General features: G+C 57.9%; 13 protein-coding genes. 10 read left to right on the top strand and 3 right to left on the bottom strand.

The window, feature by feature from the left end:
• Positions 1-13 precede the first annotated feature (13 nt).
• The 3 genes from AC27HQ_RS00980 to AC27HQ_RS00970 all read left to right on the top strand — a co-directional run bounded on the left by AC27HQ_RS00980 (position 14) and on the right by AC27HQ_RS00970 (position 2,124).
• Complete coding sequence (locus AC27HQ_RS00980) at positions 14-418, top strand: thiol-disulfide oxidoreductase DCC family protein (protein ID WP_487153946.1); 405 nt, start codon at positions 14-16, stop codon at positions 416-418.
• A 120-nt stretch (positions 419-538) separates the two neighbouring features.
• Positions 539-1,411 (top strand): C13 family peptidase, encoded by an 873-nt coding sequence (locus tag AC27HQ_RS00975; protein WP_487153945.1) that lies wholly within the window; start codon positions 539-541, stop codon positions 1,409-1,411.
• 155 nt (positions 1,412-1,566) lie between these two features.
• Entirely contained in the window at positions 1,567-2,124 is a 558-nt protein-coding gene (locus AC27HQ_RS00970) for a hypothetical protein (protein WP_487153944.1), read from the top strand.
• A 53-nt stretch (positions 2,125-2,177) separates the two neighbouring features.
• On the opposite strand, the gene AC27HQ_RS00965 is transcribed toward AC27HQ_RS00970, so the two are convergent.
• A complete protein-coding gene (locus tag AC27HQ_RS00965) occupies positions 2,178-2,852 on the bottom strand; it encodes a response regulator transcription factor (RefSeq protein WP_487153943.1) in 675 nt (224 codons plus the stop codon).
• Positions 2,833-4,440, bottom strand: a complete 1,608-nt coding sequence (locus AC27HQ_RS00960) for a sensor histidine kinase (RefSeq protein ID WP_487153942.1) — start codon at positions 4,438-4,440, stop codon at positions 2,833-2,835. The genes AC27HQ_RS00965 and AC27HQ_RS00960 overlap by 20 nt, the downstream gene beginning before the upstream one ends.
• 222 nt (positions 4,441-4,662) lie before the next feature.
• Between AC27HQ_RS00960 and AC27HQ_RS00955 the strand changes: the two genes are divergently transcribed.
• Positions 4,663-5,322: a 7-cyano-7-deazaguanine/7-aminomethyl-7-deazaguanine transporter gene (locus AC27HQ_RS00955; RefSeq protein WP_487153941.1), complete on the top strand. Its 660-nt coding sequence runs from the start codon at positions 4,663-4,665 to the stop codon at positions 5,320-5,322.
• 110 nt (positions 5,323-5,432) lie between these two features.
• The gene (locus AC27HQ_RS00950; protein WP_487153940.1) at positions 5,433-5,846 is read left to right on the top strand and encodes a hypothetical protein; all 414 of its coding nucleotides are present in this window, start codon (positions 5,433-5,435) and stop codon (positions 5,844-5,846) included.
• A 61-nt stretch (positions 5,847-5,907) separates the two neighbouring features.
• Here the strand turns inward: AC27HQ_RS00950 and AC27HQ_RS00945 are convergent, their stop codons facing one another.
• On the bottom strand, positions 5,908-7,089 hold the full coding sequence (locus AC27HQ_RS00945) for an acetyl-CoA C-acyltransferase (RefSeq protein ID WP_487153939.1): 1,182 nt from the start codon (positions 7,087-7,089) through the stop codon (positions 5,908-5,910).
• A gap of 219 nt (positions 7,090-7,308) precedes the next feature.
• Here AC27HQ_RS00945 and AC27HQ_RS00940 point away from each other — a divergent pair, with 219 nt between their 5' ends.
• The 5 genes from AC27HQ_RS00940 (at position 7,309) to AC27HQ_RS00920 (ending at position 16,352) form a co-directional block, all read left to right on the top strand.
• Entirely contained in the window at positions 7,309-8,991 is a 1,683-nt protein-coding gene (locus tag AC27HQ_RS00940; protein ID WP_487153938.1) for a fatty acid--CoA ligase, read from the top strand.
• Positions 8,992-9,242: 251 nt separating this feature from the next.
• Complete coding sequence (locus AC27HQ_RS00935; RefSeq protein ID WP_487153937.1) at positions 9,243-10,604, top strand: DUF1329 domain-containing protein; 1,362 nt, start codon at positions 9,243-9,245, stop codon at positions 10,602-10,604.
• A gap of 91 nt (positions 10,605-10,695) precedes the next feature.
• A complete protein-coding gene (locus AC27HQ_RS00930; protein ID WP_487153936.1) occupies positions 10,696-13,395 on the top strand; it encodes a winged helix-turn-helix domain-containing protein in 2,700 nt (899 codons plus the stop codon).
• 80 nt (positions 13,396-13,475) lie between these two features.
• Positions 13,476-15,044, top strand: coding sequence for an MFS transporter (locus AC27HQ_RS00925; protein ID WP_487153935.1), 1,569 nt, complete (start codon positions 13,476-13,478; stop codon positions 15,042-15,044).
• Positions 15,045-15,116: 72 nt separating this feature from the next.
• On the top strand, positions 15,117-16,352 hold the full coding sequence (locus tag AC27HQ_RS00920) for a dicarboxylate/amino acid:cation symporter (RefSeq protein ID WP_487154189.1): 1,236 nt from the start codon (positions 15,117-15,119) through the stop codon (positions 16,350-16,352).
• The last annotated feature ends 26 nt before the right edge of the window (positions 16,353-16,378 follow it).

The following is a 16,378-nucleotide window of genomic DNA, read 5'->3' as shown; positions in this document are numbered from 1 at the left end:
CATGAGGCAGTCAATGGATAGCCGTCACCTGGTCATCTTTGATGGTGAATGCAACTTCTGCAATGGCGCGGTGAATTTCATCATCCAGCGCGACCCCGCTGGGCGCTTTGTGTTTACGCCCATGCAAAGCGAGCTGGCCCAGCAGACCATGCAGGCTTACGGTGTCATGAACGTCGGTATTGATACCTTCTTGCTGGTCAAGGATGGCAACGCTTTTCTCTACTCCACGGCGGCGCTGGAAATTGCCCGGGATCTGAACGGCTACTGGCCACTGTTCAACCTGTTCCGGGTGGTTCCTCGACCGATCAGGGACTGGTTTTATCGGCTCTTTGCTCGCAACCGATATGCCCTGTTTGGCAGAAGCGACTCCTGTATGGTGCCGGGCCCGGAAATTCGCGGCAGATTCGTGGGTGTGTGAGTCCGCTCAGGGGTAGTCCTCAAGTGGCTATACTGAGTTTTTCTCTCGCCAGGCCCTATGATTGCCACGCTGATGAGCTAAAAGGAACAAGGATGGTATGACGGTATTCAGGAAGCGCTTATGACATGTGTTCGGTTGCCTCTGTTACGCACCCCCCTTTTGTGGGTGGCAGGTCTTTTGTTCCTTGCCTGTGCCCCGAGTCTATCCCTGGCAACAGGTGTTGCCGGGGTTGATGCGGCTGGGCCACTGAGTGCTACAGATCACGAGCGGCTGCGTAACCAGATAGCAGGGTTGGCGGCGGAGCGTCCCGGGGTCAGGGATGTGTATTTCCTTGCCATCGGCGGAGATGGCAGCGAATCGGTGTTCATGCGCGATATCGAGGTGGCCCGAGCCGGCCTCGCCGCCCAGGTTGATCTGGATAATCGGGCGATCCGGTTACTCAATCATCGGGATTACGAAACGTTGCCGCTGGCGACACCAACGGGCATGCGCATGGCCTTGCGTGCACTGGATGCACAGATGAATCCGCAAGAGGATCTGCTGTTCATTCATCTGGTCAGCCACGGCGGACGGGATGGCGCGTTGGTGATGCGCCAGCCCGGCATGGACCTGCCCAACCTGACGCCCGAGGCCTTTGCACAGATGCTGGCGCCATTGGATGTGCGTCGCCGGGTGCTGGTGGTCTCGGCCTGTTATTCCGGCCATTGGCTGAGTCCGCTGGCCAATGCGGATACGCTGATTCTGACTTCCGCAAGAAAGGATCGCACCTCCTTTGGCTGTGGTGACGATTCGGAAATGACCTGGTTTACCAAGGCCCTGTATCAGCAGGGGGCGCTGTCACTGAGCGATCCGGATGGGATGTTCAAACAGGTCAATCAGTTGATTCGTACCTGGGAAAAGGACATTGGCATGGACAAGGACAGCTGGTCGCATCCGCAGTTTTTTCTGGGTAGCGCCCTGCGCCGGTGGTTGGGAGCAAGCCACCCTCAATAATGCGCTTAGGGTTTATCGTTGTGTTCATCTGGTGTTAATCCTTTGGATGGCCAAAGTTAATGGCAACAGGAGGCCGCCTTTCACGCTCGTGGGTTAATTTGGATCGTGCAGGCAGGCGTTGCTTGCTCCCAAGACAAACTCACGAGAGGCCGAGTATGCGAACAGGTATTGCTTCAACGATGTCCATCATTGCGCTGGTGTTTGGCGCAAGCCAACTGCAAGCAGAGACGGTTGTGAACAACAATATCACCGAAGCTGAAGTGCTTGAGGCACAACAGGCTTGGGGTGAGGCTTTGATGTCAATCAGTCTTGCGTATAGTCAAAACGGGCGTGAGCAGGCAGAACACCGGGCGCGTGAAGTGCTGGACGCCGCTTATGCATTCAATCAGGGCGCGGTCTTGTTCAAGCCGACGCTGGCCAGCGGTGATCAAACCTTCCGTACGGATTATGAGGGTGCACTTGCCTATTTTGTCGGAGGCAACCCCGCCTTTCCGAATGACAGTGGCTTTGCACTGAAGGGATGGCAAGGTTACCAGTTCAGCAATGCCGGTGTTTACATCAGCGGACGCCTTGCTTTGACCACAGGTCATGTGATGCTGACGGATGCTCAAGGTCAGACGACGACGGTGGACAAAACCTGGGGCTTTAAAAAAGATGAGCAAGGTAACCTGCGCATCGTTTTGCACCACTCCTCGTTACCGTTCAGTAGCTGATCGCCACGGTTGATTTTCTTGAAGGCCGGTCTAGTTCACGACTGACCGGCCTACTAAGGTGCCAGCAGGTAATACCCCAGGCCGCGACGGGTGTGCAATAACTTGAGCGTATGTTCATCGTCTATCTTCTTTCGCAATCGAGCGATGTAAACATCAACAATGTTGGTCAGTGGGTCTTCGTTCAACCCCCATACATTGGTCAAGATACGTTCGCGACTGAATACCTTTCCGCAGTGGCTCATCAGCAGCTCCAGAATCCCGAGTTCCTTGGCTGTCAATGTTAGCAGCTGTCCGCCGCGCTGGGCTTGCATGCTATCCAGATCCAGAACCAGGTCTGCTACACATAATTGCCGTTCATTGACAAAGGACGTATCGCGTTTGGCCAAGGCCTCAATGCGGGCCAGCAACTCTTCAAAGTGAAAAGGTTTGCCCAGGTAATCGTCCGCACCAGCACGCAGGCCTTTGATGCGTTCGTCTACTTCTGACATGGCAGACAGGATAAGGATTCGACAGGAAATCTGTTGGGCACGAATCTGCTGGCAGAGTGTCAGCCCATCGAGTTGCGGCAACATACGGTCCAGTACAACCACATCCGGCTCAAATTGCCGGACAAACTGCAAGGCATTCAGGCCATCGGCCAGTAACAAGGTCGTATACCCTTCAGCCTTGAGTCCTCGGGACAAAAAACTGCCGACCTTTTCATCATCCTCAATGATCAGGACTTTCATGCTCTACTCCGTGAAAACAGGGAAGTGCCAAATGCACCGTTGTGCCGGCTGGATGGTTCTGGCTCAGCTGGATGGTGCCGTCATGTGCTTCCATAATCGCCTTGGCGATACACAGGCCAATACCCAGTCCGTCTGGCCGTGTTTTGCGGGCCTGAGCCCCGCGATAATGACGAGCAAATAGCTGGCTTTGATTGTCCGCTTCCAGACCAATACCCTGGTCGGACAGTGAGAGTTGTACGTCACTGTCCGTCAGTCTGACAGACCAGGTAAGCACCCTGTGATGGGGGGAGTACTGTTGTGCGTTATCCGTGATGATGCGTAGTACACCGGCGAATTTGTCAGCATCAACCAATACCCATTGGTCAGCCTCGGGTTCCGGCAGGGATGACGTATCCATGCTGAACTGGCTATTTAACTGCTGCTCAACAGTGGTCGTCGCCATGCTAATGAACGCCTGCATACTCAGGGGTTTCAGAGCTATCTGCAGTAACCGTTCTTCACCGCGCGCCAGCATAAGCAGGTCTTCAATCCGCTTGGTCAGGTGCTGGCTGGCGGCCAAAATACGCTGGAATGATTCCTTGTATTCGCTGCTGTCCTTGTCTCGGCCGCGCAGGCTAATCTCCGCTTCACCCTGAATGCTGGTGGCCGGTGTGCGCAGTTCATGACTGATATCAGTCAGCAGTTGTTTTTGCCGGTTCTCGCTTTCATGCAGTTGCCCCAGCGTGTGTTGAAGTTCGGCTGTGCGCGCTTTGACCCGTTCTTCAGTGAGTTGCTGATTGAGCTTTTCCTGGGCTGCAAAGTCGGCGATGTAACCTGACATCAGATTGAATTGTTTGGCCAGTTCGGCAAACTCGCTGGGTCCCTGCTCTTCAATGCGATGGGCAAAATTGCCCCGTCGCAACTGCGAGGTGCCTTCAATCAAGCGCTGCAGGGGGAGGCTGATAGCCCTGGATAGATACCAGCTTAGGAAGATAGCGAAGATCAAGCCGCTAGCGCTGATCCAGATAACAATAGCCTGGATTCGTTGAACGGCATTTAGGGCATCATCCTCGGTGCTCTTGGCGCGTTGTTTTTGTTCCGAAATAGCACTCTGTAACAGCTCTGACAGATCGGTGTCCTGGAACTTGTCAAACAGGACAATCAGTCGCTGCCAATCGGCGCTGTCATAAGAATGGGCACTGATTGGCTCGTTTTTGAGCACGTGCTCCAGTGTGACCAGATTGGATTGCAATAACGAGATGACCTTGACTTGCTCCATGATGCTAAGCAGGTCCTGTTCACTGGTACTGTGGAGTTGGTCGCGCACGGCAAGTTGTTCGAGGGCGTTCAGCTGCTGACGCATGCGCAGAAACAACTCGTCGCGAAAGCTGATATTGGTGTCTTCGGTCAGCAAGTACTCTGCCAACCAGACTTTAAGACGCTGTTTGTCCGCGCGCAGGGAAATGAACTCCGAGAGCATCTGGTTAGCAATGCGGTTGCGCTGCGTATGCAGCTCTGAGCTCTTCAGCGCCCAAATGCCTATTCCAGATAACAGAAGAATAATCGTCATCATGATGCTGATAGAGACGATCAGTTTGCGAAGAAACATAGGTAGCGCCAGCAGGAGAGGGTGGTTGCCAGTATAGGTGGGCGATTGGCTGTGATCATGAAAATTACGTTAAGTTACCCGCGCGCGGCCATTCAATGCTGTGGGCGAGTTGATTGGCCGTACACTTTTTAGCCAGACATCGCTAGAATGCCGACCGCGCAAAGCCAGTCAGGCTGCGGCTATGGGTTCCCTCACCCCATTTCACCTAAAAAAGGACATCACATGCCACTGCTTTCTGCCTCGGTCAGCCGGTCCGTTGTTGCCGGACTGATTGTCTTTCATATCCTGATCATTATCGCCAGCAATTATCTGGTGCAGCTGCCGATCACCCTGTTCGGTTGGCACACCACTTGGGGCGCGTTCAGCTTTCCGTTCATCTTTCTGGCCACCGATCTGAGCGTGCGGATCATGGGCACGGGCGCAGCAAGGCGGGTGGTAGCGCGGGTCATGTTACCGGCACTGGTTGCCTCCTATGTGGTGTCTGTGCTGTTTCAGGAAGGGCGATTCGGGGGCCTGGCGGCACTGAGTGAATTCAATCTGTTCGTCTTTCGCATCGCTGTGGCCAGCTTTCTGGCCTATGCGCTGGGACAGCTTCTCGATATCAAGGTGTTCGATCGTCTGCGCCAGGTGCGCCTGTGGTGGGTGGCGCCAGCGGCGTCAACGGTGCTGGGCAATCTGCTGGATACTTACCTGTTTTTCTCGGTGGCGTTCTGGCATAGCCCCGACGCGTTCATGGCGGCCAACTGGGTTGAGATCGCCACGGTGGATTATCTGATCAAGCTGGTGATCAGTCTGCTGCTGTTTGTGCCGCTCTACGGCATGCTTTTGAACGGGATTGTTCGGGCGTTACAGCCGCGTGACGTGGTCAGCGGCTCTGCCTGAAAACCCGGCTGCGCATGGTGCTGATGTTTTATAGCGGCAATACGTCAGGTCTAATGCCAGTCATCGCCGCTGACTGGCTCAACGCTCTAGCCATATTCACAGGATGACCTATGTCGAGGAAGGCTTTTGCCACTGTGTTCTTTGCCCTGATAATCACCATGACCGGCTGCACCCCGCGTCTGGTGACCGAGCATGACGGCCTTGAGGCTGTTTTTGTTTCCGCCCGGACCCATGAGCCACTGGCCGATGTCAGGGTGTATGCCGGCCAGCCGGGCAGGCCTGATCAGCCGATACTGGCGCGCAGCGATGCGTCAGGCCGTGTCAGCATCAAGCCCAGCAGGCGCCTGGAATTTATCGTGTTTCTTGGTGAGCGCATGGCGCTGATGTCGTTGTGGGCCTGCAAGCCGGGTTATGCGCACCATGAGGTGGCGGGGCGGATGGGTTGGAATGCGGATTTTCGGGCAGTTACCCATCAGCCTGCAGAGCCGATAGTACTGACTCAAGCAACAGAAGACTGTCCCTAGGCTTGCTAGTCGGCGAAAACAAAGGGCTGCCGAGGCAGCCCTTTTTCATGGCCAGCAGCTATTACAGCAGCTCAATGGCCACCGCTGTCGCTTCGCCGCCACCGATACAGAGCGACGCTACACCCCGTTTGCCGCCGGTTTTCTGCAGGGCATTGATCAGGGTGACGATGATGCGTGAGCCAGTGGAGCCAACCGGGTGGCCCTGGGCGCAGGCGCCGCCGTAGATGTTGACCTTGCTGTGGTCCAGACCGTGTTCGCGCATCGCCAGCATGGTGACCATGGCAAAGGCTTCGTTGATTTCGAACAGGTCAACGTCATCCTTGTTCCAGCCGGTCTTGTTGAACAGGTTGGTCATGGCGCCGATCGGTGCGAGGGTGAATTCGCTCGGGTCCTGGCTCTGGGTTGCGTGGCCGACAATCCGTGCCAGTGGCTTGAGGCCCCGCTTCTGCGCTTCGGCGGCGGTCATCATGACCAGGGCGCTGGCGCCATCGGAGATCGAGCTGGCGTTGGCAGCGGTAATGCTGCCGTCCTTGCGAAAGGCTGGCTTGAGGCCGGGGATCTTGTCGACGTTGGCGTTATAGGGCTGCTCGTCATCCTTCACCAAGGTCTCGCCTTTGCGGCTGGTCACTGTGACCGGCACGATCTCGCTGTCCAGTGCACCGCTTTCAATGGCTTTTTTTGCCCGGGTCAGGGATTCGATGGCGTAGCCGTCCATGTCCTCGCGGCTGATGCCGTATTGGTCGGCGGTGTCCTGGGCAAAGGAGCCCATCAGGCGGCCAGTGCGGGCGTCTTCAAGGCCGTCGAGGAACATGTGGTCCTTGATTTCACCGTGGCCCATGCGCAGCCCACCGCGGGCCTTTTCCATCAGGTAAGGGGCGTTCGACATGCTTTCCATACCGCCGGCGACCATGATCTGGTTGCTGCCGGCCTTGAGCAGGTCATGGGCCAGCATCACGGCTTTCATACCGGAGCCACAGAGTTTGTTGATGGTGGTGCAGCCGGTGGCGGCGGGCAGACCGGCATTCAGGCTGGCCTGGCGAGCGGGGCCTTGCTTGAGACCAGCGGGCAAGACGCAACCCATGATCACTTCCTGTACATCGGCGGCGGTGATGCCGGCGCGCTGCACGGCTTCGCGAATGGCAACAGCACCCAGTTCAACGGCCGGGACGCTGGCAAGACTGCCCTGAAAACCACCCATGGGGGTGCGTGCACCACTGACGATGACAATGCTGGAATCGGACATCTTGGCTCCTGCTGAAAAAAATGACTGAAAAATGACCTGGAGTCATCTGACGACTGCTTTGCGGATTATAACCTCAAAGATGCTTTGCGGGCGGCCCGTAATGCGGTTCATACTTTGGAGTGATAGGTGGTCCTGCAACTGCTTGACTATAGTGCCTCTCAACCAGGCCCTATGCCTGATGGATAGACCATACAAGCCCAACAAAACAGGTCAGAGACAATGCTCAATACCCGTGTTATCAAACCGACCGAGGGTGCGCATTCAACGCCCCTGCTGATCAAAAACATTCTTTTGTCTGGCCAGCGCTACGAGCGCAGCCAGGAGATCGTCTACCGTGACATCAGTCGTTACGATTACGCCACCTTCAATCAGCGTATCCGTCGTCTGGCCAATGCCCTGACCCAGGCCGGTGTGAAGCCGGGTGACACGGTAGCGGTGATGGATTGGGATAGTCACCGCTATCTGGAGTGCATGTTTGCCATTCCGATGCTCGGCGCTGTGCTGCATACCATCAATATTCGCCTGTCGCCGGACCAGATTCTCTATACCATGAATCATGCCGAAGACATCTTCGTGCTGGTGAACAGTGAATTTCTGCCGATCTACAAGGCCATTGATGCTCACCTGACTACGGTCAAGAAGACCATTCTGTTGACCGATGGTGATGACAAGACCGCCGACCTGCCTGGTCTGGTAGGCGAATACGAAGAGCTGTTGGCGGCCGCCGAGCCGACCTATGAGTTTGCCGACTTTGACGAGAACTCGGTGGCGACGACCTTCTACACCACCGGCACCACCGGCAATCCCAAGGGTGTGTATTTCACCCATCGCCAGCTGGTACTGCACACCATGACCCAGGCGGCCATGATGGGCGGCCTTGAGGATAATCGGTTATTTGGCAACCGTGATGTGTATATGCCCATTACCCCGATGTTCCATGTGCATGCCTGGGGCATTCCCTATACCGCCACCTTGCTGGGTACCAAGCAGGTCTATCCGGGTCGTTACGAGCCAGAAATGCTCTGCAAGCTGATCAAGGAAGAGAAGGTTACCTTCTCCCACTGCGTACCCACCATTCTGCAGATGGTGCTGAATGCCAAGGGCGCCCAGGACTTTGATTTCGGTGGCATGAAAGTGATCATCGGCGGCAGTGCGCTGAACCGCAGTCTGTTCGATGCCGCCAAGGCCAAGGGCATGTTGCTCTCTGCGGCCTATGGCATGTCGGAAACCTGTCCGTTGATTTCGGCCGGCTATAACAATATCGAACTGGACCGCGCCAGCGCCGATGAGCGTGCGGCGTACAAGATCAAGGCCGGTATTCCGGTGCCGCTGGCCGATGCGCGGTTGATGGATCCGCAGGGTAATTTCCTGCCGCATGATGGCAAGGCTCAGGGCGAGCTGGTGCTGCGTGCACCCTGGCTGACCCAGGGCTATTTCCGTGAACCGGAAAAGAGTGCCGAACTCTGGGCCCATGGCTGGATGCATACCGGCGATGTGGCGAGTATTGATGAGATGGGCTTTATCGACATCCGCGACCGCATCAAGGATGTGATCAAGACCGGTGGTGAGTGGATCTCCTCGCTGGAGCTGGAAGACCTGATCAGCCTCAGCCCGGCGGTCAAGGAAGTGGCCGTGGTCGGGGTGCCTGATCCGCAATGGGATGAGCGGCCCTTTGCGCTGATTGTGGCGCGTGAAGGACACGAGATGAATGCCCGCATCCTGCGCGAACACCTCAAGCCCTATGCCGATGAAGGTCGCATCAACAAGTGGGCGATTCCGAATCAGATTGCCTGCGTCGCAGAAATCCCCAAGACCAGTGTCGGCAAGCTGGACAAGAAGGTTATTCGTGGCGAGATAGCCCAGTGGCAAGAGGCGCAAGCTCCGTTCCTGTCAACCCTGTAGGGTTTCGGCCGGCATCCCGAGAGGGGTGCCGGCTTCGTTTTTCCGGTTTATCCGCCCTGCAGTGCCCCCTGTTATGAATTGTTACCGACAGGCAAATTCATACTTTCGAGCGATCACCTCACGCCCTGCCTTGGCTATAGTCGCCACCCTGCACTACCCTTAATTCAGGCCTATCCAAGGCTGCAGGGTAACTGTCTCGTTAAATCTGCCGGTGTCATCTCCTCCCGGCCCCAATAAAGCAGAGCCTAATCATGAAAACACCCCTTCTGTCCTCCGCCCTCTGGGCCGCTACCCTGGTGCTGGGTAGTACTGCTGTTGCGGTCAACGCGCAGCAGGCATCTGATCTTGGTGGCAGCCTGACACCCATTGGTGCCGAAATGGCCGGCAATGCCGCGGGTACTATCCCAGCCTGGACCGGTGGCCTGGCTACCGACGCAGCGCCGATTGACGAGCGCGGCTTCTCCGCTGACCCCTATGCTGACGACAAGCCGTTGTTTGTTATAAATGCAGCCAACTTTGAACAGTACCAGGACACCCTGACACCCGGTCAGATTGCCATGTTCCGGCGCTATCCTGCCACTTTCCGTATGCCGGTGTTCGAGTCCCGTCGAAGCGTTGGCATGCCCGAGGCGGTCTATGAAGCGGCCCGTTACAATGCTGACAATGCTGAGCTGGTGCAGGGTGGTAACGGTGTCGTGGGTTACAAGCTGGCCAACGCCTTCCCGATTCCGCAGAGTGGCATCGAGGTAATCTGGAACCATATCACTCGTTTCCGCGGTGAAGCGCTGTTCCGCGTTGTGACCCAGGCCACACCGCAGACCAACGGCAACTTCACTATCGTGCGTTTCAACGAAGAGTATGTGCTGCCAACGGGTTTGACCGACTACAACCCTGAAACCATGCAGAACATCCTCTACTACTTCAAACAGCAGGTAACCGATCCGGCACGTCTGGCGGGTAACGTTCTGCTGGTACACGAGACCGTGGATCAGGTAGCTACGCCGCGCATGGCCTGGATTTACAACGCCGGTCAGCGCCGCGTTCGCCGCGCTCCGCAGGTGTCCTACGACGGTCCAGGTACCGCTGCTGACGGCATGCGTACGTCGGATAACCTTGATCTGTATAACGGTGCCCCTGATCGCTACGACTGGCAGTTGGTTGGCAAGCGCGAAGTCTATATTCCTTACAACAGCTATCGCCTGGGTTCGCCGCAGAACACCTACAGCGACATTATCCAGGCCGGTCATATCAATCAGGATCTGACCCGCTATGAACTGCACCGTACCTGGGAAGTAATCGCCACCGTCAAGGAAGGTGAGCGCCACATCTACGCCAAACGTCACTTCTTTATTGATGAGGACTCCTGGCAGGCTGCCCATATCGATCATTACGATGCCCGCAACACCCTCTGGCGTGTCGCTGAGGCCCATGCCATGCACCGCTTCCAGCCTCAGGTGCCTGGGTATGCCATGGAAACCCTGTACGACCTGGTGGCCGGCCGTTATCTGGCAACCGGTATGAGCAACGAAGAAGCGCATGACTACAACTACAACCACTCGGCCAGTGCCAGCGACTTCACCCCTGCTGCCCTGCGTCAGGCGGGTGTGCGTTAAGTTGAGTGTCATGGGTAAATAACCCGAACGGGTTATTTACAATTCTGCAAGACAGCTGGATGGGCATGCCGATACACTTATCGGCATGCCCATGTCCATCGCATCCTTCCCCGGCAAGATTTTTCGGCCGCCGCTACCGGCGGAGCATGTGCCGCGTCCCGAGCTTATCGGCCAGTTAAACCAGGCCGAACACTGTCGCTTGATTCTGATCTGTGCACCCGCCGGTTTCGGCAAAAGCACACTGGCGATTGAATACGCGGAGCAGCGTGACGCCCGCCATCCCTCTGTCTGGTTGGCACTGGACAGTCAGGACGCCGAGGGTGCGACCTTCCTGCGAAATCTGATCCTTGGCCTGCAGTCCCTGTATCCCGGTTTAGGGCGGCATGCATTATCACTCCTGCAACAAAAACAACGGCATCAGGCGTTGGCACTCGATCAATTGGTGGTGTCGCTGATGGCTGATCTGGGGCGCTGCTATGACGCTGCCTCGCAGCCGCTGCTGGTGCTGGATGACTATCATTTGATCCGTGGTCCGCAGGCAGACCGGCTCTGTGCCTTGCTGCTGGATCAATTGCCCAACGGCTTCCAGCTGTTGATCACCGGTCGTTGCAAGCCCGATTGGCACCTTGCGCGTCTGCGTTTGAATAATCGGCTGTTAGAGCTGGGTGAGGCGCAACTGCGCTTGACCCATGACGAGTCACGTTTTTTTCTGCAGAACAGCGGCCTGAGTCGCGCTGATCCGCTTTGGCTGCGGCAACGTCTGCTGCGCAACGAGGGCTGGATAGCTGGCCTGCGACTGCTGGCCATGACATCGCAAGCGACAGCAACAGCCGGCTCAGTGGTCGGCCCTCAGCCGCTGATCGGTGAATACCTGCTTGAAGAAGTCATCCTGCGGCAGCCACCAGAGGTGCAGGCCTTTCTTGACGATATAGGCGTGCTTGATCGCTTCACTGCCGCGCTATGTGACCAGGTCCGCTGTTCTGATCAAAGCGCCGAGATCATACAGTACCTGTTGCAGCATCAGGTCTTCCTGGTGCCGCTGGATGCGGACGGACAGTGGTTTCGCTTTCACCACCTGTTTTCCGATGCCCTGCGCGCTCGCCAACCACAGAACGTGGAGCAGCGGCGAGCCATGCAGCTGCGGGCCAGTGACTGGTTCAGCCAGCAGGGCAGGATTGCTGAGGCGGTGGAGCAGGCCCTGGCAGCGGAGCACCCGGAGCGGGCCGCCAGTCTGGTACAAAACCTGCCGCTGGAGCGACTGCTGGCTGAACAGCATGTGGACACCTTGCTGCGCTGGATGGCTCAACTGCCCGTCGCGTTGCAGGGTAGTTCCGCGCATCTGGTCATGTTGCATGGCTGGACCCTGGCGCTGGCCTGTCAGTTGGAAGAAGCCCGCAGCATGTTGGCGCGGTTGACGTATTTTCTACCGCAGCCCAGCGCTGACGGGCAGCGGCGGTTGATCGGGCAGGCACTGGTGCTGCGCGGCTTTATCGAACGTTCAGCGGGCCACCTTGAACAGGCCGCGCTGTTATGTCATCAAGGTTTGGCCACACTGGATGATGAGGATGCCGGCAGTCGTCTGATGGCCATGTTGCTGTTGGCTGATATTGATCTTTGTGAGCATCGGTTGGACAACGCCAGGCACTGGGGTCGCACGGCGCTGGAGATGGCCCAGCGACTTGGTGAGCCGCTGTTTGAAGCGCAGGCCATGTTGATGCGCGCACGGCTGTTGCAGGTGCGCGGGCATATTCAGCGTGCACTCAAGGTCACGACCCAGCAATGTCAGGTGTTACAGAGGTTGAGTTACCCCCGTGGCCTGGCGGTGCGCGCCAGACTCACGCTCTACGGGGGCTATCTACAGGGTTTGCTGGGCAACCTGCCCGAGGCGGTTCAGCAGTTGCAACAAGGTATTGACGAGGCGCGGGACTGCCGCGACGTGCACGTATTGCCCGGTTATTGCCTGCTGGCGGCATTCCAGGCACAACAGTCTGGCGGGACGGTCGACGCCTTTGACACCTTGACCGAGGCCGAGCGCCTGATGCATTTGTGGGATATCCCGCCGGTCTATTACCTGGGCTGGGGGACCGCACTGAAAAGTGATATCTGGATTACCTCGGGGCGCATGGATCTGGCCGAGCAGTGGCTGCCGCGCCTGCGCCAGACCTACTGTATGGATCGGCAGGCGGCACCGCCGCCGTTCTTCCATGCGTTGCCTGCCTTGATTGAGCGGGTCTATGCGCGGCTGCTCTGGCAACGTGGCGAGCAGGTAGCGGCTGAAAGCATCCTGCGAGGCCAGCTACGCCAGTTGCAGCACAGCGGTGAGCATTTACAGGTGTTGCTGGTCATGACGCTGCTGGCACGTCTGTTGTACCGCAGTGAGCAGGGCGTTGAGGCGGATAAGGTGGTGCTGGCTGCGTTGGCATTGGCAGCTGAGGACAGCATCCTCGGACCCTTTCTGCCATTAATGCAGCAAACCCCACCAGGCCTGCCGGATATTCTCTCGCGTGCGCCGGCATCCTCACTGCGTGATACCTTGCTGGGCATGTTGCCAAGGGTGCCGCGTCCAGACGGTCGTCAGGTCGCCGTAACGCTTCAGGGTGCCCTGAGCGTCCGTGAACTGGATGTGCTCAAGTGCATCGCCCAGGGTTATTCCAATCAGCAGATCAGTGAGGCATTGTTCATTTCGCTGCATACGGTCAAAAGCCACGCCCGCCGCATCAACCACAAGCTGGGTGTCGAGCGCCGTACCCAGGCGGTGGCGCAGGCCAAGGTGCTGGGTCTGCTTCAGTAGCCGCAGGCCATGATTGCGCTGAACCCATGCCGGGGGTATAAATCAGCGCCCTGTCTTCCCTGAGTATGTCGAGTGTCTCCATGTCGTTAGATCATGCGCGTTTTGAATCATTGACGCCTCGGCCAGCCGGCCGCAAGCAGTGGTTGGGTCTGGCGGTGCTGATTCTGCCAACGCTGTTGCTGGCGTTGGATATGACCGTATTGCATCTGGCGGCTCCGCACCTGAGTGCCGACCTGCAACCCACCAGCTCGCAGCTGCTATGGATACTGGATATCTACGGCTTCATGATTGCCGGCTTTCTGATCACCATGGGTACCCTGGGTGACCGTATCGGTCGCCGTAAACTGCTGCTGATCGGTGCCGCCGCTTTCGGTTTTGCCTCGGTTCTGGCGGCGTTTTCCACCTCGGCCAACATGCTGATCCTGACCCGCGCGCTGCTGGGCATCTCCGGTGCCACGCTGATGCCCTCGACCTTGTCGCTGATCCGTGGCCTGTTTGAAGTGCCTGCCGAGCGAACCTTGGCCATTACCCTGTGGATGACCGGCTTTCTGGTCGGCAGTGCCATCGGTCCGTTGGTGGGTGGTGCCTTGCTGGAGTTCTTCTGGTGGGGCTCGGTGTTTCTGCTCGGCGTGCCAGTCATGCTGGTGCTGCTGATTGCCGGCCCGCTGCTACTGCCCGAGTCCCGGGATACTCAGGCTGGACGGCTGGATATCACCAGCGCCGTGCTCTGCATTGGTACCTTCCTGTCTTTGGTCTATGGCATCAAGGAGCTGGCGCGCGACGGCATCAGCCTGATAGTTGGCGTTGCGGTTGCGCTCGGACTGGTAATCGGCTGGTTGTTTGTTCGCCGCCAGCGCAGGCTGGCCCAGCCGATGTTCGATCTGGGGTTGTTCGCCAATCGCGGTTTCAGTACCTCGGTCGGCGCCATGCTGCTGACCATTCTGGCGCTGTCCGGCTCCTGGCTCATGGTGTTCCAGTACTTGCAGGGCGTGCTCGGGCTCTCGGCATTCCGGGCGGGCGTGCTGATGGTGCCCTCGGCGGTCATCCAGGTCATGGTCTCGTTGCTGGTGCCGCGTCTGGCACGGCACGTCAAACCGTCGCACCTGGTCAGCAGTGGTTTGTTGCTCGGCGTGCTGGGCTTTGTCTGTCTGATGCTGGTCAACGGCATGGATACCCTGTGGCTGCTGATAGTGGGCACCGTTGTCATGGGGGTGGGGATCATGCCGATGATGATTCTGGGGACTGATCTGGTGGTCAGTTCGGCGCCCGCAGAAAAGGCGGGTGCCGCTTCCGCCACCTCGGAGACCGCAGCCGAGCTGGGGATGGCGCTGGGTATCGCAGTGATTGGCAGCATTGGCACAGCGGTGTATCGACGGCATATGGCTGAGAATATAGCGCCAACACTGGCGCCGGATCAGGCGGCCGTGGCCATTGATACCATAGGCGGTGCGCTGGGAGTGATTGAACAACTGCCGGTTGAGGCGGCAGCGGTGTTGCTGGTGGCCGTACAGCAAGCCTTCAGCGCTGCGCTGCATACCAATGCCATCATTGGTGCTTTGATCATGTTTGCCACGGCGCTGCTGACGGCGCGCTTTCTCAGGCATTTGACCGTGCCGGCCGCCAGTCATGCCGAGTATCCGCCACATTGATGTATTCTTGACCCCTGACAGGACGCAAACAGCAGCATAAAACCAGCGGAGATTCTATCCATGCCCAGCTCCATGCCCAGCCTGAACATACAGATTCTGATCGCCGCCTGCCTTGGCGTGCTGGTGGGTTGGCTGGTCGGTGGACTGCCGGCTGACGACAGCCTGCGTGAGGGCGTGCTGTATGCGAGCCAACTGGTGGGCAGTGTGTTTGTCGGCATGCTGCGGATGATCCTGATCCCGCTGGTGTTCACCTCGATTGTGGTCGGGGTAGCGAATCTGCAGGCGCACCATCAGGTGGGTCGGGTCTGGAAAGTAACCCTGGCCTATTTTGTTCTGACCCTGTCGCTGGCCATGCTGCTGGCGCTGGTAGCAGCGAATATCTTCAAACCCGGTGCGGGATTGTCGATCACCCTGTTTGCCGATGCCATGGCCGACTTCGAGGCGCGACAACTGAGTGTGCCGGAATTCTTTTTGCACTTTTTTGCCAACCTGTTCCAGAACCCCTTTGCCGCCCTGGCCAATGGCAGCATTCTGGCCGTGGTGGTGTTTGCCCTGTTCATGGGTGTGGCACTGGTCGCCGGTGGCGAGCGCTACCGCTCGATTCTGCAGGTGTTTCAGGAGTTCCTTGAGCTGCTGCTGCAGCTGGTCGGCTGGATCATGCGCCTGGCCCCCTTGGGTATTCTGGCGCTGCTGATCGGTCTGGTGGCCGGGCAGGATGCCAGCCTGCTGGTGACTATGGCCGGTTTTGTGGTACTGGTATTTGCCACCACCCTGTTGCATGGCGTGGTGGTGTTGCCGGGGATTCTCTATGCGGTCACCGGCAAGTCGCCTTTGTGGTTCTGGCGCGGCGCGCGCGAAGCGCTGATTACCGCCTTTGCCACCAGCTCCAGTGCCGCCACCCTGCCGATTTCCCTGCGCTGCGCCGAGCACAACCTCAAAGTCAGACGCAGTGTGGCCGGTTTCGTTCTGCCCCTCGGCGCAACCATGAACATGGACGGCACTGCCCTTTATGAAGCCGCCGCCGCCCTGTTCGTGGCCAATCTGGTTGGTATCGAACTGAGCTTTGCCCAGCAGATGGTGGTGTTCTTCACCGCCATGATCGCCTCCACCGGCGCACCCGGCATCCCCAGCTCCGGCATGGTCACCATGGTCATGGTCCTCCAGGCCGTCGGCCTGCCCGCCGAAGCGATCGCCATCCTGTTGCCGATCGACCGCTTGCTGGATACCGTGCGCACCGCGGTGAATGTCGAGGGCGATATTGTTGGTAGTCTGGTGGTGGATAAGCTGGTGGGAGACAAGTCGGCATAATGCCAGGCATTTTTGAATTGGAGAGC

The organism is Halopseudomonas sp. 4NH20-0008 (genome assembly GCF_057548395.1).
The sequence above is the reverse complement of the archived record's forward strand: the minus strand, read 5'-3'. Positions and strand labels throughout refer to the sequence as shown.